20 protein-coding genes are annotated in these 23470 nt (G+C 64.3%); 7 read left to right on the top strand and 13 right to left on the bottom strand.

Annotation, left to right across the window (positions count from 1 at the left end; all coding sequences use genetic code 11):
• Positions 1 to 12 precede the first annotated feature (12 nt).
• Entirely contained in the window at positions 13 to 825 is an 813-nt protein-coding gene (locus MOD31_RS12005; protein WP_250820714.1) for a helix-turn-helix transcriptional regulator, read from the top strand.
• A gap of 139 nt (positions 826 to 964) precedes the next feature.
• On the opposite strand, the gene MOD31_RS12000 is transcribed toward MOD31_RS12005, so the two are convergent.
• Together MOD31_RS12000 and MOD31_RS11995 are read right to left on the bottom strand one after the other, a co-directional pair.
• Complete coding sequence (locus tag MOD31_RS12000; protein ID WP_250820713.1) at positions 965 to 1447, bottom strand: hypothetical protein; 483 nt, start codon at positions 1445 to 1447, stop codon at positions 965 to 967.
• 123 nt (positions 1448 to 1570) lie between these two features.
• Positions 1571 to 2521 carry an A/G-specific adenine glycosylase gene (locus MOD31_RS11995; protein WP_166840974.1) on the bottom strand — a complete coding sequence of 317 codons (951 nt, stop codon included), beginning with the start codon at positions 2519 to 2521 and terminating at the stop codon, positions 1571 to 1573.
• Positions 2522 to 2656: 135 nt separating this feature from the next.
• Here MOD31_RS11995 and MOD31_RS11990 point away from each other — a divergent pair, with 135 nt between their 5' ends.
• Positions 2657 to 3340, top strand: a complete 684-nt coding sequence (locus MOD31_RS11990) for a hypothetical protein (RefSeq protein ID WP_223941431.1) — start codon at positions 2657 to 2659, stop codon at positions 3338 to 3340.
• Positions 3341 to 3378: 38 nt separating this feature from the next.
• Here the strand turns inward: MOD31_RS11990 and disA are convergent, their stop codons facing one another.
• From disA to MOD31_RS11960, 6 genes are all read right to left on the bottom strand, one after another.
• Complete coding sequence (disA, locus tag MOD31_RS11985) at positions 3379 to 4455, bottom strand: DNA integrity scanning diadenylate cyclase DisA (RefSeq protein WP_011772955.1); 1077 nt, start codon at positions 4453 to 4455, stop codon at positions 3379 to 3381.
• 234 nt (positions 4456 to 4689) lie between these two features.
• Positions 4690 to 6546: an allophanate hydrolase gene (gene atzF, locus MOD31_RS11980; RefSeq protein WP_250820712.1), complete on the bottom strand. Its 1857-nt coding sequence runs from the start codon at positions 6544 to 6546 to the stop codon at positions 4690 to 4692.
• Complete coding sequence (uca, locus tag MOD31_RS11975) at positions 6543 to 10217, bottom strand: urea carboxylase (RefSeq protein WP_250820711.1); 3675 nt, start codon at positions 10215 to 10217, stop codon at positions 6543 to 6545. The genes atzF and uca overlap by 4 nt, the downstream gene beginning before the upstream one ends.
• Positions 10214 to 10870, bottom strand: a complete 657-nt coding sequence (locus tag MOD31_RS11970; RefSeq protein WP_223941434.1) for an urea amidolyase associated protein UAAP2 — start codon at positions 10868 to 10870, stop codon at positions 10214 to 10216. Before MOD31_RS11970 ends, uca begins: the two co-directional genes overlap by 4 nt.
• On the bottom strand, positions 10867 to 11751 hold the full coding sequence (locus MOD31_RS11965; RefSeq protein WP_250820710.1) for an urea amidolyase associated protein UAAP1: 885 nt from the start codon (positions 11749 to 11751) through the stop codon (positions 10867 to 10869). The genes MOD31_RS11970 and MOD31_RS11965 overlap by 4 nt, the downstream gene beginning before the upstream one ends.
• 63 nt (positions 11752 to 11814) lie before the next feature.
• Positions 11815 to 13356 (bottom strand): amino acid permease, encoded by a 1542-nt coding sequence (locus MOD31_RS11960; protein ID WP_250820709.1) that lies wholly within the window; start codon positions 13354 to 13356, stop codon positions 11815 to 11817.
• Positions 13357 to 13583: 227 nt separating this feature from the next.
• Here MOD31_RS11960 and MOD31_RS11955 point away from each other — a divergent pair, with 227 nt between their 5' ends.
• The gene (locus MOD31_RS11955) at positions 13584 to 14285 is read left to right on the top strand and encodes a TetR/AcrR family transcriptional regulator (RefSeq protein WP_250820708.1); all 702 of its coding nucleotides are present in this window, start codon (positions 13584 to 13586) and stop codon (positions 14283 to 14285) included.
• Here the strand turns inward: MOD31_RS11955 and MOD31_RS11950 are convergent.
• The 5 genes from MOD31_RS11950 to MOD31_RS11930 form a co-directional block, all read right to left on the bottom strand.
• Positions 14282 to 15190, bottom strand: a complete 909-nt coding sequence (locus MOD31_RS11950) for an ATP-binding protein (RefSeq protein ID WP_250820707.1) — start codon at positions 15188 to 15190, stop codon at positions 14282 to 14284. The two genes, MOD31_RS11955 and MOD31_RS11950, sit on opposite strands and share 4 nt — an antisense overlap.
• Complete coding sequence (locus MOD31_RS11945) at positions 15114 to 15641, bottom strand: hypothetical protein (protein ID WP_142937150.1); 528 nt, start codon at positions 15639 to 15641, stop codon at positions 15114 to 15116. The genes MOD31_RS11950 and MOD31_RS11945 overlap by 77 nt, the downstream gene beginning before the upstream one ends.
• Before the next feature lie 133 nt (positions 15642 to 15774).
• The gene (locus tag MOD31_RS11940; RefSeq protein WP_142937149.1) at positions 15775 to 16398 is read right to left on the bottom strand and encodes a Pr6Pr family membrane protein; all 624 of its coding nucleotides are present in this window, start codon (positions 16396 to 16398) and stop codon (positions 15775 to 15777) included.
• A 56-nt stretch (positions 16399 to 16454) separates the two neighbouring features.
• Positions 16455 to 17828: a DNA repair protein RadA gene (gene radA / locus MOD31_RS11935; protein ID WP_166840984.1), complete on the bottom strand. Its 1374-nt coding sequence runs from the start codon at positions 17826 to 17828 to the stop codon at positions 16455 to 16457.
• A 51-nt stretch (positions 17829 to 17879) separates the two neighbouring features.
• Positions 17880 to 19007 carry an aromatic acid exporter family protein gene (locus tag MOD31_RS11930; RefSeq protein WP_142937147.1) on the bottom strand — a complete coding sequence of 376 codons (1128 nt, stop codon included), beginning with the start codon at positions 19005 to 19007 and terminating at the stop codon, positions 17880 to 17882.
• A gap of 237 nt (positions 19008 to 19244) precedes the next feature.
• On the opposite strand from MOD31_RS11930, the gene pstS reads away from it, so the two are divergent.
• The 4 genes from pstS (at position 19245) to pstB (ending at position 23388) form a co-directional block, all read left to right on the top strand.
• On the top strand, positions 19245 to 20366 hold the full coding sequence (pstS, locus tag MOD31_RS11925) for a phosphate ABC transporter substrate-binding protein PstS (RefSeq protein WP_250820706.1): 1122 nt from the start codon (positions 19245 to 19247) through the stop codon (positions 20364 to 20366).
• Between the two features lie 138 nt (positions 20367 to 20504).
• Entirely contained in the window at positions 20505 to 21437 is a 933-nt protein-coding gene (gene pstC, locus MOD31_RS11920; RefSeq protein WP_024819033.1) for a phosphate ABC transporter permease subunit PstC, read from the top strand.
• Complete coding sequence (gene pstA / locus MOD31_RS11915; protein WP_166840987.1) at positions 21438 to 22541, top strand: phosphate ABC transporter permease PstA; 1104 nt, start codon at positions 21438 to 21440, stop codon at positions 22539 to 22541.
• Positions 22542 to 22608: 67 nt separating this feature from the next.
• The gene (pstB, locus tag MOD31_RS11910; protein WP_017197024.1) at positions 22609 to 23388 is read left to right on the top strand and encodes a phosphate ABC transporter ATP-binding protein PstB; all 780 of its coding nucleotides are present in this window, start codon (positions 22609 to 22611) and stop codon (positions 23386 to 23388) included.
• Positions 23389 to 23470 lie beyond the last annotated feature (82 nt).

Genomic DNA, 23470 nt, shown 5'->3' with positions numbered 1-23470 from the left:
GGAGAGGCTCCAATGGAAGGTTCGTTCAAGGGCATCCTGTATCCGGCGCGACTGCCCACCTTCCATCGCATCCCGGCCCCGGCTTCTGTGTTCCATTTGGTGCAGTGGTTCTGGATTCCGGAGTGGGACATCGAACCCGGCCGGTCATCACGGCAACATGTGATCGCCTACCCCACATCCAACCTGGTGGTGCAAGGCGATGCGGTGGAGTTCTCCGGGCCAACCACCCGCGCCGCCTACCGCGACCTGACAGGCCAGGGCTGGGCCGTGGGCGCACTACTCCGGCCCGCAGCAGTGCCGCTTTTCACTGACAACCCCGCCGCTCTCCGCGATCAGGAAGTGGTGCTGGACTTCGCCCACCTTCAGCAGGCAGTGTCGGCAGCCATGACCGCCACTTCAGGTGGCAACACGTACGACGGCGGCGCTCGCCGAGAGCGGGCAGTGGAAGCCTTTGTTGCGTGGCTGGTTTCGCTGGAGTGCGTTGCTGACGAGGAAGCCCTGCTCGCGAACCGGATGGTGGATGTGATCGCATCCGAGCCCGATGTGTTCTTGATTGAGGATGTGGCGTCCCGTCTTGCCGTGTCGCCCAGAACCCTGCAAAGAATCGCTGCAAAGTACGTCGGGTTGAGCCCTTCCGCCCTCATACGGCGCCGCAGATTGCAGGATGCCGCCGAGCTTGCCCGGTCCAACCCAACAGCGGACCTTGCGGCGATCGCCGTCGAACTTGGCTACGCAGATCATGCGCACCTAACGAACGACTTCCGTAAGTACCTGGGGTTCACGCCAAGTGGTTACCGGAAGGCTGTTGGGGGACCACCGGGCTAGTCTTCGCCCGATCCCGGCTCGCTCATGGTGACTAGGAGCCGGTTCACGTGGCAGCTGCAGGCGCTGCACACGTTGCGGGAAGGACGAAGACGACTCCGGCGGTTCGAGGCTCATCATCGACGCAGGTGCATAGGCAGCACTACCGCTGCCGCAAACCTGCTCCGTCCAGCGTCAGGCCAGCCGAAATGACCCGCCCACATTGTTCACCGTAAGGGTACTCACCTCGGGGAGTGAAGGTCAGGGTACGCGTCGGCAACGCGACACCGGCCGGGGAAGAGCCAGTCACGGTTGCCTCAAGAGGACTTTCGGACAGTGCGGGGAGCTCCATAAACCCGTGAAGCGTCCCGTCAGGCGAGGATGTCGCAGAGCACACGCCATCTGGCGTGCAGCCCTGGTCCACGGAGGTGGCCCCGGGGTTCAGCATCAGTTCCTTTTCAGTGCAGATGCCATCCTGGCATGCCTTCAATCGAAGCGAAGCGACGTCCGGGGCATAGTCCGCCGCCACGGTCAGGGATACGCCGGCCACGTGTCCGATCGCCGGGCAGCCCACTGGTTCGGCCAAGCAACCGGGAAGCAATGCTGCGGTCCCGGCAAGGGTCAAGGCCAATCCGATTCTGCCCATGCTTCAGGGTAGTGCTGCACTCAGTGGGTGTCGCGGGAATGCCGCTGGCGCAGGGCAAACGGCGCCTGCATTGTTATTGATCCTGGAAGCCTGTTGCCCAACCGATACCGCACCCGGCCAAAGCTACGCCGGAAGCCGCAAACCGCCGTCGTGCATTTCAGCCAGACCGTCCAATAACAGGCCCTCAAGGGCGCGCTCGAGTTGCTCGGGCGCGGAGTTGAGCCGGTGCAGTGCGGCGAGCGGGATTCCGACGCCGGACGGCGCGAACCCGAGATCCGCCGGTGCTTGCTGGAACATTTCGCGGGGCACCGGGGTGGCCGCCTCGCGGAGGACGGCCATCACGGCACCGCGCACCTGGCGGTCCGTGCCGTGCCAGGACTGCCCCTTTGGAGTGTACGACGGCGGCGGCTCGCCGGCGGCGAGCCAGGCGCAACTGGAACGGACCGGGCATTCAGCGCACTTGGGACTGCGGGCGGTGCACACCATGGCGCCGAGTTCCATGACCGAAGCGTTCCAGTGCACGGACAACTCCTGGTCCTCGGGCATGAGGGCCGCGGCCAGCCGCATCTCCGCAGCGGTCAAGGCCGGCGCCGGGAGCGCGCTGCCGGAGATGAGCCGCGCGTGGACGCGCCGGATGTTGGTGTCCACCACTGTTTCGCGCCGGCCGAACGCAAAAGCCGCGACGGCGGCCGCCGTGTAGTTGCCTACACCCGGCAAGTCCAGGAGCTCGTCAAAAGTGTCAGGAACCTTGCCGCCGTGCTGATCACGGATTGCGACGGCGGCCGCGTGCAGCCGCAGAGCCCGGCGTGGATAACCGAGCCGCCCCCAATGGCGGACGGCTGCGCCCGACGGTTCGTCGGCAAGGTGGGCGGGTGTGGGCCAGCGTTCCATCCAGTCGAGCCAGACCGGCAGCACGCGGACAACGGGTGTTTGCTGAAGCATCACTTCGCTAACCAGGATGCCCCACGCGCTGCAATCCGGCTCGCGCCACGGGAGGTCGCGGGCCGTCTCAGCGAACCACTGATCAAGGGCTTGGTGGAGGCCTGCCAGCTGGCCTGAATCGGGAAGTGTCATGCTGCCATCCACTGTAGTGGAATCCGGAGGTAGGGCCGTCCGGGAGAGCCCATGGCCGACGTCACACAGGCCGGCATGAGGCTCTTTCGGCGTGGAGGTTAGGTCCCAATGCGGCTGCGAGCCTAGCCTAGAACCATGGCCAACAAGGGTAAGCAGACGCCGACCGCGCGCACATCAGCGGCGGCGAAGGGCGCTTCCCCCAGCGCAAAGCGACGGCCGAGCCCTGCCGTGTACCGGCGTCGTCGGCAAGTGTTTTTCGGCGCCCTGCTGCTGGTTATCGTAGTGGTGATCGGCGGCGTCGTGGCCCTCACCGGCGCGCTCTCCGGAAATCCGGAGCCGCAGGCCGTCAGCACGTCCCAGGCATCAACGGCGCCGACGCCGGGAAGTACACCGACGGGCACAGCGGCGGCATCGCCGTCGCCCACACCCGTGTGCGACTTGAACTTGATGACTGTGGCCGCCAAGACCGATAAGCCCGCTTACGGTCCGGAGGAAAAGCCGCTGCTGACCATGACCATCACCAATGGCGGCACGGCCCCGTGTGAGGTCAACGTGGGCACCTCCCAAATGGAGTACCTGCTGATGAGCGGCTCGGACCGCATCTTCTCCTCCAAGGACTGTCAGACGGGCGGCGAGGATCTCATCAAGACCATCCAGCCCGGCAAGAGCGAGACGGCGAACTTCCCGTGGCAGCGCAACCGGACGCTGGAAGGCTGTGCCAGCATCGCGGCCACGCCGGGCGCGGGCGGCGCCTACTACACGTTCGAAGCCCGCCTGGGGAACAAGGCGAGCCCCAAGGTCGCCTTCCAGCTGAACTAGTTCTCGTCCGAAACAGGGCCCGACGGCGGCCGTCGTCTTTAGAGGAACCGGTCCAGCAGGCTCGCTTCGGCCATGCGGCTCAATCCTTCGCGGACTGTGCGGGCTCGCTGATCGCCGATTCCGTCCACGGTCATGAGGTCGTCAATAGTGGCAGCCATGAGGTTCTGGAGTCCGCCGAAGTAGTCCACCAAACGGTCGGCCACTGCCTTGGGAACGGACTTGAGGCCGGACAGGAGGCGGTACCCGCGCGGCTGAACCACGGCGTCCAGCTGCTCTACTCCGCCGGCGAAGCCAATGATGTGGGCAATGCGGCTGAGGTCGATCAATTCTGTGGGGCCAAGGTTGAGGAGTGCCTGGACGGCTTCCTCGATCTGCTCAGGAGTGGCGTCGGGATCGGAGTAGTCGCGGATGATGACTTCGCTCCCCGGGCCGCGGCCTACGGTGAGTTCTTCCACCTGGAGGGAGAGCAGTCGGCCGTCTTCACCGAGTTCCAGCACGTACTGGGCGATTTCCTCGGAGATACGGCGGACCATTTCCTGGCGCTGCAGGGTGACCGCAACGTCCCTGACCGTGACCAGTGCTTCGATCTCCAGGGCCGAAAGTGAGCTGGTGACCTGGTCCAGTCTGGCGCTGTACCGCTCCAAGGTTGCCAGGGCCTGGTTGGCGCGGGCGAGGACCTTTTCGGAGCCTTCCAGGACGTGGCGCAAACCGTTTACGTAGAGGGCGATGATTTGCATGGATTGGCTGACGGAAATAACGGGAACGCCGGTCTGGATGGCTACACGTTCCGCGGTGCGGTGCCTGGTGCCTGATTCCTGGGTTTCGATGCTGGAATCGGGAACCAACTGCACGGCGGCCCGGACGATGTTGCTGGCATCCTTGTCACAGATGATGGCGCCGTCCATTTTGGCCAGTTCGCGCAGACGCGTTGGGGAGAAATCGATGCCGATGTCGAATCCGCCGGAACAGATGGAGTCGATGGTGCGGTCGTAGCCCAGCACGATCAACGCGCCGGTCCGTCCACGAAGAATGCGTTCAAGGCCGTCACGCAGCGGAGTTCCGGGTGCGACTCTGGCAAGGGTCGCCTTGAGCGACTCTTCCGGGCTCCGGGCCATAGGGTTTCCCTTCGAAGGTGCAAGCCATGGCTCACAGACAAGCTGAATCCGGCGTCAGCGAGCACTACCAAAAATGCCCACATGACGACAAGCACAATGATAGGGCTTCCGGACACCGTTAACCGCACCAGCAAGCCCCAAAGTGGGTCATTTCGTGATGTTCGGTGCTGCCTCGAAAGTGGTTTGGCTGCCGATTGATGAAACCCTATTTCCGTCAACCGGCCGCCCACCGCGCTAGCGCTGGCCGCGGCCAAGGCCTGTCAGCAAGGCAGTGCCTGCCTCCCGCCACAGTCCTTGGTTGCCCGGCAAGGAGGTACTTTCTTCCAGATATTTAATCCAATCGCCGTATTCGCTGATGTCCCGCGCGCTGGCCGCAGCTACGGCATCGCATGCGAATCCCACTGCCGTGCTCCCATCGTCCAAGGTGATGGACCCCAGCAGCATGGGTTCGGGCAAGTCAGCGAGGAAAGACCCCAGGGCGGACTCGGACAGCAACCACCGCTCTGCAACCAGCCCGGTTCCCTGTTCAGATCGAACCACGCCAGGCTTAGGGGGTGTGGTTTCCAGCGCCACCATGCGGTACCTCGCCGCAGTGACTACCCGGCCATCCCAGAAAGCTCCACGCCGCTCAAGTTCCGCCGCCAACGGCTGGCCCTTCCGGTGGGCGCCCACCACCACAAGAGGTACGACGACGGCGCCCGCGGCAACCGGCCAGGGAACCTTTGGCGCGGCGTCGTTGGCAGCTCCGGCAGCGAACAGTCCCGGCTTCTCCGGGGTGAGCTCGATCCGCCGTGCAATGTCCGCGGCCACGCCGTCCTCGAAAGTTCGGGCCACCACAGTGAGACCGAACTGGGAGACGCTCCCTGACTCCCCGGTTTCAGCGGTGTCAGTGACAGTCCCGGCCGGCACTGCCACAGCGCTGAGGTCGAAGAGGTTGCAGAAATTGGTATACGTACCCATCCGGGAATTGACCCCCACGGGATCGGCCGCGACCTCTGCCAGCGTCGGATGGAAAGGTGCGGTTGGCACGATCAGGGCATCGAAGCCCTCCAGTCGCAGCATGGCCTCACGGCGGAGCTTCTCCAGGGCCCCGGTGTCAGTCACGTACTTGTGCGCAGGGACCTTGCCCGCGGCTGTGATGATCCCGGCCACGGTGGGGTCGAGCGTGGCGGAAACCCCTCCGTCCTGCACCGTGTCAACAAAGCTGCCGACGGCGGCATAGCGTTCGGCCACCAATCCGCCGTCGTACAGCAGCCGTGCAGCCTCAAGGAAGACGTCCAGCTCGATGGCTTCGGCCACCACGCCCGTGGAGCGCAGCCGTTCGATCTGTGCCTTGAACTCGAGCGCCCACGCGTCCGGGAGGGCAGGCAGGGCAGCGGGGTAGGCCACCCGCGGTGTGGCCGGCGCAGCGAGTTTGACGTCCGCGGGCCAGCTGCGCCCCTCACCGGCCATGATGCCCATGGCGAGCTCGGCCGTGGCGAGGTCGCGCGCGAAAATCGTGGCGGTGTCCCAGGAACGGCACGCCGGAACTACGCCGTCGGTGGACACCACGCCCAGGGTTGGTTTGATCCCCACAATTCCTTGCAGCGCCGCGGGAATCCGGCCCGAACCGGCGGTGTCCGTCCCGATGGCAAGGTCCACCAAGCCCAAGGCCACTGCCACGGCAGAACCCGAACTCGAACCGCCGGAAATCCGCTCAGGACGCCGCGAATCGCGCACAGCTCCATACGGGCTGCGGGTACCCACCAGTCCCGTGGCGAACTGGTCCAGGTTGGTAGCTCCCAGCACCAACGCCCCCGCAGCGCGGAGCCTCGCAACCGGCACCGCATCCCGGGCGGGCACCTCGCCAAAACCGGGGCACGCCGCCGTCGTCATCACACCGGCAACGTCCACGTTGTTCTTCACGGCGAGCAGGAGACCCGCAAGCGGCAGGTCCTCCCCGGCGGCAGTCGCGGCGTCGATCCGTGCCGCCTCTGCGAGCAGTTCATCCCGCCCGCGGAGGTGGATCCAGATTTCAGGGCGGTCGACGGCGTCAATCGCCTCAAGCGCGGCAAGGACGCGTTCTGCAGTGGTGACTTTGGGGCTGATCATAGTGCGCTTCCTTCCAGCACAAGTGCCGGTTCCCGGACATCCACAGGCTCAAGCACCACCAAAGCCTCGCCTGCTACCACCTGCGCGCCGGCCGTGGGCAGGACTCGTTGGACCACACCATCCACCGGAGCCTGGATGACCGTCTCCATCTTCATGGCCTCCAGGGAGACCAACGACTGGCCGGCTACCACCACGTCGCCGGGTTCCACGTCCACTTTCCACACGCTCGCGGCGAACGGGGACGTGACCAAGGTGCCGCCGTCGGGAATCACCACGTCGTCCGCCGGCGGGGCCAAAGAAACAGCCTGCTCTGCGCGATCGAACTCGCCGGCTTCCTCCCACGCCTGACGTTCAACGGCAAACGCGGCCGACTGTGTTTCACGGAACTCCGCTATGGAGACGCTGTTGCGTTCCAGGAATTCCTCGTGCTCGGCCAGAGAAAATGTGCCTTCCTCGATCTCTACGCCCCGGCCCCTGCCAGCTGCCATGTCCGCGCGGAGGTCCAACAGTTCCTCAGGGCTGACGGGGTACCAGGAAATACGGTCGAAGAACCGGAGCAGCCACGGGGAACCCGGCTCAAAAGGTGCGGCGTCCGCGTAGCGTGACCAGACTTGCGTGGTCCGTCCAACAAACTGGTAACCGCCAGGACCTTCCATGCCGTAAATGCACATGTAGGCACCGCCAATGCCCACGGCGTTCTCCGGGGTCCACGTGCGGGCGGGGTTGTACTTGGTGGTGACCAGCCGGTGCCGCGGATCCAAGGGCGTTGCCACCGGAGCTCCGAGGTATACGTCGCCCAGTCCCAACACGAGGTACTCGGCGTTGAAGACTGTATCGAAGACGTCATTCACGGAGTCCAAGCCGTTGATGCGGCGGATGAACTCGATGTTCCACGGGCACCACGGGGCGTCATCGCGGACACCTGCCATGTAACGCTCGATTGCTTCACGGGTAGCGGGATCGTCCCACGACAACGGGAGGCGGACGCTGCGGCTGGGTACCACCAACTCCGAACTAGCAGGCAGTGAAGCATCCACCTCGCGCACCAGGCCCAGCAGTTTGGACGTGGGCAGGAGGGACGGATCGGCCTTGATCTGCAAGGAACGGATGCCCGGAGTCAGATCCACGATGCCAGGAACACCAAGGCGTTCGATTTCCTGGTGCAGGGCGTGGACGCGGGCGCGGAGGCCCAGGTCCAGCACCATATCCCCGTACTCCACCAGAAGGTTGTCATCACCCGAACGGCGGAAGGTGACCGCAGGCCGGCCCTCGCCTTCGGGCACCCGGCCCAGCACGCCGTCGTCGCCGTCTCCGCGCAGCACCCCGGCGGCGCTGCTGCTGAAGTCCGTTCCGCCCGGCAGAATCAGCTGCCGCGCAGCGCCGAGTTCCTTCACGGACGGCGCCTCAACCGAGCGGATCGGCGCGAAACGGACCTTGTCGCCGGGCCGCAACTGCCCCAACTTCCAGCGCTCGCCGGTCACCACGGTGACGGGGCAGACAAAACCGCCAAGGCTGGGACCATCCGGGCCCAGCAGGATGGGGGTGTCGCCGGTGAAGTCCAGGGCGCCTACCGAGTAGGCGGTGTCGTGAATATTGGAGGGGTGCAGTCCGGCCTCGCCGCCATCATTGCGCGCCCAGCGCGGTTTGGGCCCGATCAGGCGGACGCCGGTGCGGGCGGAGTTGAAGTGAACCTCATATTCGGCGGAATAGAGCTCCTCTATGTCTTCGCGTTGGAAGAATTCCGGTGCGCCATGGGGCCCTTCCACCACCTTCAGCTCCCATTCGGAAGTGAGCACCGGGCGGCTCTCGGCCGGGACCGCGCCGGGGACCGTTTCAGGCAGGTGACCGGTGACCGTTCGGAGCACATCGCTGGCCCGCAGCACACGGCCGCCGTGGCCGCCGAACTGGCCCAAGGTGAAGGTGGACGCGCTGCCAAGGTACTGGGGAACATCCAGCCCGCCTTCAAACAGGATGTAACCCCGCAGCCCGGAACCGTCAGCCGAGCCGACATCCAGCAGGCCGTTCCCGGGGACGGTGATGGGCTCCCACGTGTTAGCCGCGACGCCGTTGACGGTGACGGCGACGTCAGCGCCGGTGACGCACACCGTGGTAGCGTGGGTGAACCGGAGCGCGGGCCCGGCCATGGTGAACTCCAACCCGGGCGCGCCCTCGGGGTTACCCAGGGCGGTGTTGCCCAGCCGGAACGACAAGTCATCCATGGGACCACTGGGCGGCACGCCGATCTGCCACAGTCCGGTCCTGCCCGGCCAGTCCTGCACGCTGGTCTGGAGGCCCGGCCGCTCAACGGTGATCCGCGGTTCCGGATCGCCTACGGTGTCCAGGGTTCCGGTGGAATGCCCTGCCGCGCGGACCACGTCCATTCCGGCCACGGCACGCAGCATGCCCAGGTTCGTCTCAATGCCATCAATGCGGGTCTCTGCCAGCGCAGTGGCCAGGGCGTCGAAGGCGGCGTCGCGGGTGGTACCGGACGTGATGACCTTGCCCAGCAGGGGATCGTAGCTGGTGGAGACTTCGCTGCCGGTTTCCACCCAGGCGTCAATGCGTACGACGTCGGAGGCCGGGTACTGCGCGTTGGTGACGGTTCCGGCGCTGGGCTGGAAATTCCGGGCGGGGTCTTCTGCGTAGATGCGGGCTTCCACGGCATGTCCTGAGACGGGCACGCTGTCCGGCACGCCATCAAGCACGGGCTCCTGCTGGGCCAGATTCAGCATCCACTCCACCAGGTCCACGCCGGTGATGGCTTCGGTGACGGGGTGCTCAACTTGCAGCCGGGCGTTGACTTCCAGGAAGGATGCTTCCTGGCGGACGGGGTCGTAGACGAACTCCACTGTGCCTGCAGAGCGGTAGCCCACGGAGGCGCAGAGTGCGCGGGAGCTCCGGTGCAGCTCCTCCCGCAAAGCGTCCGGGAGATCCGGCGCGGGCGCTTCTTCGAGTACTTTCTGGTGGCGTCGTTGCAGCGAGCAGTCACGGTCACCGAGGCTTACGACGCGGCCCTCACCGTCGCCGAATACCTGGACTTCCACGTGGCGGGCGTGCTCGATGTACCTCTCAGCGAAGACCCCGGCGGTTCCGAAGCTGGAGCTGGCCAAGCAGGCCACCCGGGAGTAATTGCTGCGGAGGTCGGCTTCGTCGCGGCACACTGCCATGCCGATTCCGCCGCCACCGCCGGTTGCCTTGAGCATGAGCGGGTAACCGATGGTTTCCGCCGCGGCCACGGCTTGGTCCACGTCGTCAAGCAGGCCGGATCCCGCAATCATGGGAACCCCGGCGCGTTGAGCAGCATCCCGCGCGGTGTGCTTGGTCCCGAAGATTCGGAGCTGTTGGGGGGTAGGCCCCACAAAGACGAGCCCTGCTGCCTCCACGGCTTCCGCGAACGCAGCGTCCTCGGACAAGAATCCGTAGCCGGGGTGAATGGCGCCGGCACCGGTGGCAGCCGCCGCACTGAGGATGGCTTCAACCTTCAGGTAGGACTCCTTGGCCGGTGCTGGTCCCAAAAGGACGGCCTCATCTGCGAGCTTCACATGCTTGGCGCCACGGTCAGCCTCGGAGAAAACGGCGACAGTGCGCAGCCCCGCCTTGCGTGCCGACTCGATGATCCGGCAGGCGATCTCGCCGCGGTTGGCAATGAGGAGGGTGTCGAAACGGGTCATGCGCGGGCCTCCGGACGTGTAACGATCATGCGCACCGGCGTGGGGTTGAAACCGTTGCAAGGGTTGTTGATTTGAGGGCAGTTGGACACCAGCACCAGGGTGTCCACCTCGGCGCGGAGTGCCACCCGCTTACCCGGTGCGGACAACCCGTCCACGATGCCCAGGGCACCATCCGGGTCCACCGGCACGTTCATGAACCAGTTGATGTTGGACACAAGGTCCTTCTTGCCCAGGTCCCACTTGGCGCCTTCAATGAGGAAGTTCTCCACGCAGGCGTGCTGTTCATGGGTGTGCTGCCCGTAGCGGAGGGTGTTGGATTCCTGCGAGCAGGCGCCCCCGATGGTGTCGTGGATGCCCACTTCATCGGCCACCACGGTCATGAGTTCCTGGCCGCTGTCCGAGCGGAGGACCGAGCCGGTGGTGAGGAAGATCGAGCCCTGGCTGGCGATTGTCATGGCGGCGGAGTATCGCGTGCCGGTGTCATGTGCTGCGTAGAGGATGCAATCCACGGCCTGGTTACCGTCCAGGTCCACGATGGTGAGCACGTCGCCGGCAGCCACTACGGCCGACCATGGGCCGCGGGCTTCCACCAGCTCGTCCAGTACCACTTTCCCCTCTATGAGCGCGGGGCTGATTTCTGCGATGGCGTTCATGCGGAAGTCCTTGCGTTGTAGTCGAGTTCAGTGTTGTGGAGGGCAAGACGCCCTTCCGGGCCAAGGTCAACAGTGGAGGTTCCGTCCACCAAGGCTGCGAGGTCCTGCGGCGCACGCCACGCGACGATGTCCACAGCGCTGCCTGTGAACTCCGGACGCGGGTCCAGCGGGTGCGCGGTATTGGCCAGTACCAGCACAGAGTCCATGTGGAGGAGAAGTTCGACGACGGCCCCGGCACCGGCGCTCCCGGCAAACTGAATGCGGCCGTCCGGGTCCACGGTGACGCCCTTGAAGAACGACAACGACGGCGGTAGTTGCCTTTGGCTGACTCCATGCTTCATGCCACCGAGGGTGAGGAGCTCGCGGCCTGCCGGTGACGGACTGTGGGCTGATCCGGCACCGTACTTGGCGGTGTTACCGGCCAGGCTGGTGGTGCCGGTGAGGGCATCGTGCTTGCCGGAGGAATCAGCCACCACGGTTGCCATCAGACGGCCGGCGTCGGAGAGAAGCGGGTGGCCCGTGGTCATGTAGGCCTGCCAAGGGACTTTTACGGTGTCCGCAACGTTGAGCCGCTCATGCTGGGCACCGCTTCGGAGGACGACAGCGTGAACGCAAGCATCGCCGTCGAGGTCCGTGAGCCTCAGGCGCGTCCCGCGGGCCAGTTCCATATGGGTGTAGCGGCCGAAGGCGAGGGTCTCCGCCCAGGTCAGGGAGTCCTTCGCCTCGGCAGGGAGGTTTTCGATCAGGCGGGCCGGGGCCGAAGCTGGCGGGACGTGGATCATGGTTTCGGCCGTGCGCCCGTGCTGGGCTCGTGCGTGCAGCTTGGCGCCGGCTGTTGTGGCGGTGCCTTCAGGGGTCTGTGTTTCAAGAGTCTGTGTCATGGCAATCATTTCTGTGCTTGAACTGTCTGTGCTTGAACGTGAAGTGGCCTGATGTTGGGCGGGTCAGCCCGCGTTGGCGGATTCCGCGGCCAGCGCCGCCTTGTTCTCCCGGACCCGGATGTTCCGCCGGACCCAGATACCCAGGAGCAGGACGGCGCCCACCATGATGGAGGCGGAGAAGAGCAGGATCCCGTGTTCACCGGAGGGGTCGTACACTTCGGGGCGGGGCCAGGACAGGTTGATGACCATCAGGGCGCCATACATGACGGCGAGGATGTTGACCGGCAAGCCCCAACGGCCCAGGGAGAAGAGCCCGGCCGGCATGGTCTGACCCACCCGGTTCCAATCGCCGCGGAAACGGCTGAGCAGCTGCGGAACCGTGACCATCAGGTACGCCAGGTACACCATCACGATGCACACACTGCAGAGAGTGGTGAAGAGTGCGGAGTTGCCGATGTTGATGGCTAGGATGCCCACCGCCAGGGCGCCAATCGCGATGGAGGGCCACATGGGGGTTCCACGCTGCGGGTGGACCTTGGAGAGCAGGGCCGAGGCCGGAAGTTTGCCATCGCGGGCCATGGAGAAGACCAGCCGCGAACCCGCCGTTTGGATTGCCAAAGTGCACACGAAGATGGCGATTGCCACGTCAACCAGCAGCACTTTGCCCCAGAACGTACCCAGCACGGCAGTGAGCACATAGGGCAGCCCCTCGGTGGCGAGCCGGCCGTCGTCCAGACTTGGCGCTGCCATCAGAGCGGCGATGATCATGAGTCCGCCGCCAATACCGGAGATGATCAGTGCCGAGAGGATGGTGCGCGGGGCCGTCTTGCGGGGGTTCTTGGTTTCCTCCGAGAGTTCGCCGGCGGAGTTGAAGCCCACCATGACGTACGCGGCCATCAACCCGGATACCAGGAAGGCGCCCACGGCGCCAAGGTCCGAGGTTGTAACAACACTGACGTCCGCCACTACCCCCGGGCCACGCTGGGCGGCCGAGAACAGGGCGAGAATTACCGCAGCGACGCCCACGATCTCGCAGGTGACGCCGATGGAGTTGACGTGAGACATGAGCTTCACGCCCAGGCAATTAATCACGGTAGTAACCACCAGGAGTATGGCGCCAAGGATGACGGCGTTCGCCGCACCCGTGGTGGAGGTCAGAGAGGGGTCGCCGCCCACCAACTGGAAGCCATCCCACAGCTGGGGAAGGACTACTTGGAGTGCGATGGCTGCTGCGGCAGCAGTGATGACCTGGGCGATGGACATGAACCAGCCGGCGAACCAGCCCACCACTTCACCGCCCATGCGGCGCGACCACTGATAGACGGCGCCGGACAACGGGTACCGGGCGGCGAGCTCTGCGAAGTTCAATGCCACAAGGAGCTGGCCCACCAGCACCACCGGCCACGTCCAGAAGAAAGCAGGACCGGCGAAGGAGTAGCCAAAGGCGAAGAGCTGGAAGATGGTGGTGAGGATGGAGACGAACGAAAAACCTGCGGCGAACGATGCGTAGCGGCCCAGCTTGCGGTGCAGGGTGGGCTGGTAGCCGAGTGCTGTCAGGTCTGCATCATCAGTGCGGCCGGCCGCCGTCGAAAGGGTGGAAGTCATCGGTTTCTCCGTGTCTGGAACGGGATGTGGAACCAGCCCGGAGAGGCTTATGATCACCCGTCCGGAATATCGGTCACTTGATAGTTTTCCAGCGCGGTGTCCCCGCAGCGTTTCGCCGATGTAAAGCCTGGGTTACCGCGTGTTTCCGGGGCGTAAATGAAAACTCACCACCACGGGAGGCGGCCGTGAACGGGAACTTTGGGGTTGGCGCGGTGCAAGAATGAAGGGTGACTACAGCCGGACCGGGACGCCCCCGTAAGCAGCAGGCGGTGCGCCCTGGGGCCACCGCCCGCGAAGAGATACTGGATGCGGCAGCCGAGCTTTTCACGGGCCAGGGGTTCGCGAACACCTCCACCCGGGCAATCGCCGATGCCGTGGGAATACGGCAATCGTCGCTCTATCACCACTTCTCCACCAAGGACGAAATCCTGGGTGAGCTGCTCGGCGGGACGGTGTCCACCAGCCTGGCGTTTGCCCGGGCTGTGCGGGATCATTCCGACGACGCCGGCCAGGCTGCGGCACGGTTGCACGCAGTGGTGTCGTTTGACGGTTCACAGCTGTGCAGTTCGCGCTGGAACCTGGGGGTGCTCTACCACCTCCCGGAAGCCAGGGCAGAGATCTTCCGACCCTTCATGGCAGCCCGCAAGGAACTCAGGACTATCTACGGCGAGTTGGGGCGGGAACTGGCGGCCATCTGTGACGCCGACCCGGGCCTGGGAGACACCGCGTTCCGGCTGGTGGAGTCCTTGATCAACCTCCGCGCGGACGGGCTGATCGCAAAAGATTCGGCATCCACCACCGCCGATACCGTGTTGACGCTGGCCGGGCTGAGGCGCGATCTCCCGGCAGTGAGGGCTGCAGGCAAGGAGCTCATCCTCCGCTTTGGAGGGGTTGCCTTGCGGGCGCCAGCCGAATCTCTCGCCGGCTAAGTCATTCTTGGTGCCACATCCAGAGGAACGGGAGCGTCTCCCTCCTTGACTCCGTTTCTTGCGACGTAAGTACTGCGTTCATCACTGATGCCCGTCCTGTCATAGACGTACAGCGTTACTTCGTCGAAGAGATCGGCAAGGGGGTCGTTGAATAGGGCCACGGCATTGGCATTGCACGTGCTGGCTGTCGTCGCGCCAGCTACATAGAGGCCGTCGATCGCCTCCGGAGGTGTAAACCGTCCGCCAAGATGGGAGCCCGTGCCCGCAAACGCTTGCTCGCGACCACCCCACCAGCGTTCGCGGGCCTGCGCTTTAGCAGTCTCGCGGCTCACTTCTACGTCGACGACAGTGAGATGGCTATAGTCGCCGGTCAGGAGCCATTTGAGGTAGCGGTCTTTGAGGTTTGGCCACGAAAAAGTGCCCTCAATGGCAACGTTCACGCCGTCTTCAATCGATCGCCGCAAAACCGCGTTCGCTAGATCGGCAGATTCCGTGTGGACAAGCGAGGCCAACTCATTGGGCAATAGCGCGCGCCCGTCCGGCAGCTGAAGATCGAGGAGATCGTCAAATATGCCGTCGGTGCAAGCAGTTTCAAGAAGATGCTCCTTGATGACATCCGGGTCGATGACCCGATATCCCGTAAGCCCAAGCTTTTTCACCTCGGTTGACTTCCCGGCGCCGGGTGGACCAGCAGTGATGAGAGCCGCAGACCCATCCTTACCAAGGTCTGCGGCGTCTGATGTGTAGCTCTCGATCAGCTCAGAATGGAATTTACGGCGCGACTTATCCCGTGCGTCATAAAAGACCGCTGTTGATCGGTGGGAGTCCTTATGAAGAAAGGACCCAAGCTGTGACAGACGAATCAACTCGCGCTCGGTGCGCAACCGCGCGTCCATTGCCGTCATCCAGGTCCCCCTTGGTAGTGTCCGCGGAGGACCTGCGAACATGCTCCAAGAGGTAGTCGAAGTCGTCGTCACTCAGCAGGCCTCTGTGAAGCGCATCTGTGACTTGCTCCCAAGAGCCTGAGGTTCGAACGCTCAGCGGATTTTCCGGCTGAGCATCCTGCGCGAAACTGTAGTTCCAGCTTACAAGCTCGGTCAGCATGGACGCGTGATCCAACTGGCCAGCAGCGTGCCGCAGGATCACCTCACGAGGAGACCTGGCGATCGCGGCAGGCACTGCCTCAACACGCCGCAGTATTCTGGAAACTTCTGCCTGCGAAATCCCGGCATCGTTGGCTATTGCCGTCTGGGAGGCGCCGTCCTTGTGCGCTGCCATCACCGCGCGAATGTGATCCAAGCGCGCCAGTTCCTTCTGCGCGTAGGCGATCTGAAGAGGCCTCAGGGTCGTCGGCATGATTGGGTTTCTCCTTCCGCCGAAGGCTATACCAAATGTATAGCTGTACCTCAGTCTTGTCCTGCGGCTGCGCACTGTCAACACGAGCTACGTCACTTTGCTCGTCCCGGGAGCGGAGTCTTGCCTCGGTTGTTTAGTAATCCACCTGACGCTTCATCTTGTTCCCCAGCCATAGCATCGCCAGGCTCACCACCAGGAAGCCGACGGAAATAGCGAGGGCAAACACCACCACGCCACCCCAACCGCCGGCCCGGGCAGGGTCAATGAACCAGTACGGGTACCAGTTGACCAAAGCCCCGCGAATGAGGCTGTAAACCAGGTAGCCAACAGGGTAGAGCAGCCAATACCAAATGTGCTTGGGGCGCAGGGTGGCGCGCGGCGGTTGAAACAGCCAGTCCGCAACCATCACCACAGGCATTAGGTAGTGCACCACAAAGTTGACCCACGGAAGCAGCGAGCCGAGGTCCTCACCCGCCAATAGCGCACCAAAGACGAGCCCCACCACGGCCATGGCGATGGTGGCCGTGCCGCGCGTAACATCGTCCGCCTCGGTAGGCCGTTTCCGGACCAACACCCGGTACCCACTGATCAGGAGCACCAACGCAGCGAAGATATTGGACAGGTTGGTGAAGTAGCTGAAGAAGTTCCACAGGTCATAGCCCAGGCCAAGATGAACCGTCAGCTGTGTTCCCACCGCCACCAACGTCAGAAGGCCAAAGAAAAAGCGTCCCCCGATAAGCACATTCCGTTTGGTCATGCCTCTCATCCTCGCTGACTGCACACCCTGAACCGCCCCGACACCCCGGGGCAGGATCAGGTGATCAGCAGTTCCAGGGCCTCGGCCAAGTGGCCCACTTCGCGCACCGAGAAGCCCTCCGGGATTACACCTGCACCCGCAGGGCTCGCCGGGACAATGGCGTGCGTGAAGCCGAGCCGGTGGGCTTCCTGGATGCGCTGGTTGATCCCCGGCACGGGGCGCACCTCGCCCGCCAAGCCAACCTCGCCGAAAGCAATGAGTCGTTGGGGGAGTGCCTTGCGGGACTTCGCCGAAGCTACGGCCAAAGCAACAGCCAGGTCCGTGGCCGGTTCGGTCAGCTTCACGCCGCCCACGGTCGCCACATAGGAATCGTCCTTGTGCAACATGCAGCCGGCACGCTGCTGAAGAACGGCCAGCAGCATGGCCACCCGGGAGCTCTCCAGCCCGCTGGTAGCACGGCGGGGTTGCGAGTTGGGACTCTCGGCAAGGAGCGACTGCACCTCTGCAAGCAGCGGCCTGCGACCCTCCATGGTCACCGTGATGCAGGTGCCCGAAACGGGCTCACGGGTCCGTGAAACGAACAAACCGCTGGGATCAGCCAACCCCTCGATGCCCGTTTCGTTGAGGTCGAAGCATCCGACGTCGTCCGTGGCACCGTAGCGGTTCTTCACGGCGCGGAGCAGGCGCAGACGGGAGTGGCGCTCGCCTTCGAACTGGCACACCACGTCTACCAGGTGTTCCAACAAACGCGGGCCGGCGATGGTGCCTTCCTTGGTCACGTGGCCCACCAGCAGCGTGGTCATGTTGCGTCGCTTGGCCGCAGAGATGATGGACGCCGCCACCTCACGAACCTGGGACACACCGCCCGCGCTGCCCTCCACGTCCGCACTGCTCAGCGTCTGCACGGAGTCCACAATCAGCAACTTGGGTTCAAGCTTCTCCACTTGGCCCAGTGCCTGGCCAAGATCTGTTTCAGCCGAAAGATAAAGGGTGTGGGCCACGGCGTCGATCCGCTCGGCGCGCAACTTCACCTGCGCCGCCGACTCCTCGCCCGTGATGTAGAGGACATCCTGTCCCGTGCGCGCGAACTTCGCAGCTACATCCAGCAGCAGCGTGGACTTCCCGACGCCGGGTTCCCCAGCCAGCAGGATGACGGCACCGGGGACCAACCCTCCTCCCAGGACGCGGTCCAACTCGTCCACTCCCGTGGGCAGGAACGCCGCGGTGGTCCCATCCACCTCAGCGATCCGGCGGGCCGGCTCCAAAACTGTTGCGGCCGCCGTCGTACGCGCTACCGTGGCACCGTACTCCTCAACGGTTCCCCAGGCCTGGCACTCACCGCAGCGGCCCACCCACTTGATGGCGGTCCAGCCGCATTCGGCGCATTTGTAAGCGGGTGTCTTGGAAGCGCGGGAGGTCTTGGAAGCCATGGGTTCCAGCGTAGTGGCGGGGACTGACAGTATTAGCCACCCGGGTGGACGCTACAGCGCCGGGAGCACCGCCCGGGCCTCGTCCGGTTCCATGCCGCTCGCTTCCAGCAGATCAACCATGAGTGGCCGGAACAGCATCACCACGGTTTCTCCCTCGAGCCTTTGCACGTCCAGCATCTTGGGATGCAGGCGCGCCGCAATGTCTGAAAGTTCGTTCCGGGCCCGGCGCAGATGCACCCGCCGTGTGCCCTCGCTCTGCTCCGACAACCCAATGGTCATCTCGTCGATCGCCGCGGCAGTTTCCTGAAGGACTTCGGAGATGCTCTCGATCGCTTCGTCAGACAACGCGGCATGGTTGATTGCGCTGGTGAGGCGCCGGGCAAACACCCGGCTGTTACGCAACGCCAGGTCGATGTACTCCAGGGAGTGCTCCAAGTCGGCAAGCTCATCGCGGTGCCTCCGATGTGCCGGTGCCAGTGTGGCGACCTCGCCGGAAGCCCGCAGAGTCTGCCGCATCCGATCCACCAAGGGCTGGCAGTTCCGGCCACGGATCAGGGCATGCCAGGCCTGGGTGGAATCGCTGTCGATCATGGCCTTGGCACACTCACGCAGCACCTCCGAAAGCTCATGCAGGATCTTCTGGACATCCTTACGGGGCTCCCGGCGCGGGTCCTTCGGCACCAGGAATGTCACCAGCAGCGCAAAAACGCCACCCACCACGGCATCCAGGCTTCGGGTAAACGGCCCACCTGCCGGCGCCGGCAGCAGGACCACCAGCAACGACTGCAAGCCCAGCTGGGTAGTGAAGATAGTGCCGCTGTCCAGGAACCTGGCCAGCAGGATGGAAAAAAGAAGCACGACGGCGGCCTGCCAGATCCCAGCGCCCAGCCAGTGAAGCAGCAGGTCACCAACAACAATCCCCAGGGTGCAGCCAAGACCCACCTCGATCACCCGGCGCAACCGGGGATCCCGGGAGAAACCGAGGGCAATCAAGGAGGAAGTAGCGGCAAACAAAGGACCCTGGTGGCCCAGCACGTACTCAGCGAAAGCGTAGGCACCCACGGCGCACACCGTCATCTGGATGGCCGGCGTCAACGAATTCCGGCTGCGAACCAATCCGGTCCTGACTCTGGCGCGCAGGAACCTCTTGCTTGCAGTAAATCCCTTTGCGGCAGCCATGCCTCCAAGTGTATTTGGCCAACCCCTCCCAACTACCTCAAGCCAGGTACCCCTCAAGGTGGCACGCGCCACATAACCCAATGGTCCGCCGTCGTTCATCTTCCGTTCACCTTGCACCGCAGATCCCGTTACCTGCGCTCCTTACCTTCAGTAAAGGAACACATTGGTCCACAGCTCGCGCACGCCGAAATCTCCGTTCGGCCCGCATCGAAGAATCCCTGGAAGGGGCACATCCAAGTGAAGGCAACTCACTTCGGCCGCAACGCGGCAATCGCGGTCATCGCAGCCGGCGCTCTCGCGCTCACTGCTTGCGGTTCAGACAACGCAACCGGCACCACTGGCGGCACCCAGTCGGCAGCTACCGGCCCCAAGGTCACCGGCACCCTGACCGGCATCGGCGCGTCCTCCACCGGCGCAGCAATGGATGCTTGGAAGGCCGGCTTCTCCGCCGCGAACTCCGGCGCGACTGTTCAGTACTCCCCCGACGGTTCCGGTGCAGGCCGCAAGGCCATCATCGACGGCTCGGCACAGTTCGCCGGCTCCGATGCCTACCTGAAGGACGAAGAGCTTGAGAGCTCCAAGGCCAAGTGCGGTCCCGACGGCGCCATCAACATCCCGGTGTACATCTCCCCGATCGCCGTTGCCTTCAACGTCCCCGGCGTCACGGACCTCAAGCTCGACGCCGCGACCGTCGCCAAGATCTTCCGCGGCGAAATCGCCAAGTGGAACGATCCCGCAATCGCCGCCCTCAACGAAGGCGTCACCCTTCCGGACCTCAAGGTCACCCCCGTGAACCGCTCTGACGACTCCGGCACCACCACCAACTTCACCGACTACCTCGCAGCTGCTGCTCCCGAGGTTTGGACGGACAAGGCTGCCGGCATCTGGCCCGCAACCCTGGCAGGCGAGAACGCCAAGGGCACCTCCGGTGTGGTCAAGACCGTCACCGACACCCCGGGCGCCGTGACCTACGCTGATGACTCCGCCGTTTCCGGCAAGCTGGGCACCGCCTCCATCAAGGTGGGCGACGAATTCGTCAAGATCTCCGCTGAAGCCGCTGCCAAGGCCGTTGAAGCCGGCAAGCCCGTTGACGGCCGCGCCGCCAACGATGTTGCCATCAAGCTGGACCGCAAGACCACCGCATCGGGCGCCTACCCCGTAGTCCTGGTCTCGTACCACGTTGTCTGCACCACCTACGAGACCAAGGAAGTTGCTGACCTGGTCAAGGGCTTCGAAAGCTACGTCGTTTCTGACGAAGGACAGAAGACCGCAGCTGACGCCGCGAAGTCCGCGCCGCTCTCCAAGGCGCTGCAGGACAAGGCAAAGGCCGCTATCGAAACCATCAAGGCCAAGGCCTAAGGTTTCCCGGCGGGTTTGCTGAACCCGGCTGAACACTGAAGTTCCCTGTCCCGCTCTCCGGTGGCCACCGCGGCACCGGCGCGGGGCAGGGAACTTAGCCATGTAAGACCAGTTCACTCCAGACTGAAGGAACGTGAAGTGACCACCAACTCCCTGACAACCTCCCAAGGCGCAGGACGCGCCGGGGACAAGGTTTTCTCCGGGGCCGCCATGGCCGCAGGGTGCCTGATTCTCGCTGTCCTCTTCGGAGTCGCGTTGTTCCTTGTGGTGCAGGCAATCCCTGCCCTGACCGCTCCGGCTGAGGACATCCAGGGCGGCAACGGCTTCTTCGCCTACATCGCCCCGATCGTGGTGGGCACGCTGATTGCCGCCGTGATCGCCCTCGTCATCGCCACTCCCGTGGCGATCGGCGTAGCACTGTTCATCTCGCACTACGCTCCGCGCCGGCTCGCTGCCGGCCTGGGCTACGTGGTGGACCTGCTCGCAGCCATCCCCTCCGTTGTCTACGGCGCCTGGGGTGCGGCTTTCCTGGCCAAGGAGATCTCCCCGGCCTATGACTGGCTGGCCACTTACCTCGGCTGGATCCCCATCTTCGAAGGACCGGCGTCCGCCACCGGCAAGACCATCCTGACCGCCGGCATCGTCCTTTCCGTTATGGTCCTGCCCATCATCACCTCCCTGTCCCGCGAAATCTTCCTGCAGACCCCCAAGCTGCACGAGGAAGCCGCGCTGGCACTCGGAGCCACCCGCTGGGAAATGATCAAGATGGCCGTGCTGCCCTTCGGCCGTCCGGGCATCATCAGCGCCATCATGCTGGGCTTGGGCCGGGCACTTGGCGAGACCATGGCCGTTGCCCTGGTGCTCTCCTCCGGTGTCCTCACTGCCAGTCTCATCCAGTCCGGCAACCAGACCATCGCCGCGGAAATCGCACTGAACTTCCCGGAAGCCAGCGGTATCAAGGTCAACACGTTGATCGCCGCCGGCCTGGTGCTGTTCGTCATCACCCTGGGCGTGAACATGATCGCCCGCTGGATCATCACCCGGCACAAAGAATTCTCGGGAGCCAACTAAATGTCCGCCACAGTAGTCCGCAAGCGCTCAGCGCTCACCAAGGGCCAGTTGCCCAAGTTCGCGCCCTACATTGTCCTGGCCGTCGCACTCATTGTGGGCGCGGCCATCATGGCGCTCATCGGCTTCAACGCCTTCGGCTGGGGCATCGTCTCCGCCATCCTGTTTGCCGTGGTCCTGGTTTCCTGGAGCGGGGCCGTTGAAGGTTCCAGGAAGGCCAAGGACAAGCTCGCCACATGCCTTGTGGTGGGCTCGTTCCTGATTGCACTCCTGCCCCTGATCTCGGTGATCTTCACCGTGCTGGTCAACGGCATTCCCGGCCTCATCACTCCCGGCTTCCTGGGCACGTCCATGAACGGTGTCACCGGCGCGTATGACAACAAGGCAGTGGAGGAAGGCGCCCCGGTCCTGGGCGGTATCTACCACGCACTGCTGGGCACCATCCAGATCACGCTCCTTGCCACGGTCATCTCCGTACCCGTGGGTCTTCTCACCTCCATCTACCTGGTGGAATACGGCAACGGCCGTCCGCTGGCCCGCGCCATCACGTTCTTCGTGGATGTCATGACCGGCATCCCGTCGATCGTGGCCGGCCTCTTCGCGGCAGCGTTCTTCTTCGCCATCGTGGGCCCCGGCACCAAGACCGGTGCGGTAGCCGCCGTCGCGCTTTCAGTCCTGATGATCCCTGTTGTTGTCCGCTCCAGCGAGGAAATGCTCAAGATCGTCCCCAACGAGCTCCGCGAAGCCTCCTACGCCCTGGGCGTCCGGAAATGGCGCACCATCACCAAGGTGGTTATCCCGACGGCGATCTCCGGCATCGCGTCCGGCGTCACCCTGGCAATCGCCCGCGTGATCGGTGAAACCGCGCCCATCCTGGTGACCGCCGGCTTCGCCACCACCATCAACAACAACGTCTTCAGCGGCTGGATGGCCTCGCTGCCCACGTTCATTTATACGCAGATCCTCAACCCGACGTCGCCGTCCAACCCTGAGCCGTCGGATCAGCGGGCCTGGGGCGCGGCGCTGGTGCTGATCATCCTGGTGATGCTCCTGAACCTCGGAGCCCGCCTCATCGCCCGTCTGTTCGCGCCCAAAACGGGCCGCTAGCCGGGCCAGCCGCCGTTTGACGGCGGCCCCTTCACACTTCCAAACCCCCAAGGAACAAAGGAACACCATGTCCAAGCGCATCGACGTCAAAGACCTCAATGTCTACTACGGCAACTTCCTGGCCGTCGAGGACGTCAACATCAACATTCAGGCCAAGTCCGTTACGGCCTTCATCGGCCCGTCCGGCTGCGGCAAGTCCACCTTCCTCCGCACGCTGAACCGCATGCACGAGGTCCTCCCCGGCGCACGCGTCGAGGGCGAGGTCCTCCTGGATGGCGACAACCTCTACGGCCCCGGCGTGGACCCCGTAACGGTCCGCACCCAGGTGGGCATGGTCTTCCAGCGGCCCAACCCGTTCCCCACCATGTCCATCCGCGACAACGTGCTGGCCGGCGTGAAGCTGAACAACAAGAAGATCTCCAAGGGTGCAGCCGATGCCCTGGTGGAGAAGTCCCTGGTGGGCGCCAACCTGTGGAACGAGGTCAAGGACCGCCTGGACAAGCCCGGCTCCGGCCTTTCCGGTGGTCAGCAGCAGCGCCTGTGCATCGCCCGCGCCATCGCCGTTGAGCCCCAGGTGATCCTCATGGACGAGCCCTGCTCCGCCCTGGACCCCATCTCCACGCTGGCTGTTGAGGACCTCATCAACGAGCTCAAGGACCAGTACACCGTGGTGATCGTTACCCACAACATGCAGCAGGCTGCGCGCGTGTCCGACAAGACCGCGTTCTTCAACATCGCAGGCACGGGCAAGCCCGGCAAGCTCATCGAGTTCGCTGACACCACCAGCATCTTCAACAACCCCGCACAGAAGGCCACGGAAGACTACGTCTCCGGCCGTTTCGGATAAGGGGTCCTGCAGGTTCCGGCTTCTATGGGGGGAGTCGGCACAGAACGACGGCGGCCGTCGCCTTGGGGGTACGGCCGCCGTC

The organism is Paenarthrobacter sp. TYUT067 (genome assembly GCF_023656375.1).
Taxonomy (GTDB): domain Bacteria; phylum Actinomycetota; class Actinomycetes; order Actinomycetales; family Micrococcaceae; genus Arthrobacter.
The sequence above is the reverse complement of the archived record's forward strand: the minus strand, read 5'-3'. Positions and strand labels throughout refer to the sequence as shown.